At 38.5% G+C, this 299-nt stretch carries 1 protein-coding gene; it reads left to right on the forward strand.

The genetic code is table 11. The annotated features are described in order from the left end of the window. The coding region (locus ACG94X_RS16835) for a transposase family protein (RefSeq protein ID WP_514131880.1) at positions 1-299 on the forward strand (299 nt) is incomplete at both ends.

Here is a 299-nt window from a genome sequence, read left to right on the forward strand (position 1 = left end):
GATCTATCGTGAGCTTAAAAGAAATAGCATCAATGACGTTTATCAAGCTCGAAATGCTTCTGATAACACCTTCGCTAGACGTAGACGTGGTCACAGAAAACTCAAAATAGATTCAATCCTCTGGAAATTTATTGTTGAAGCGATCCGTTGTTTATGGTCTCCTCAGCAAATAGCAAAGCGTTTAAAGACATTTCCTGATTTGGATCAAACAATGACTGTAAGCCATACAACGATTTATTCAACGATACGCGCATTACCAAAGGGTGAGTTGAAAAAAGACTTATTATCCTGTCTGCGTC

This window comes from Acinetobacter psychrotolerans, assembly GCF_048552595.1.
GTDB lineage: Bacteria > Pseudomonadota > Gammaproteobacteria > Pseudomonadales > Moraxellaceae > Acinetobacter.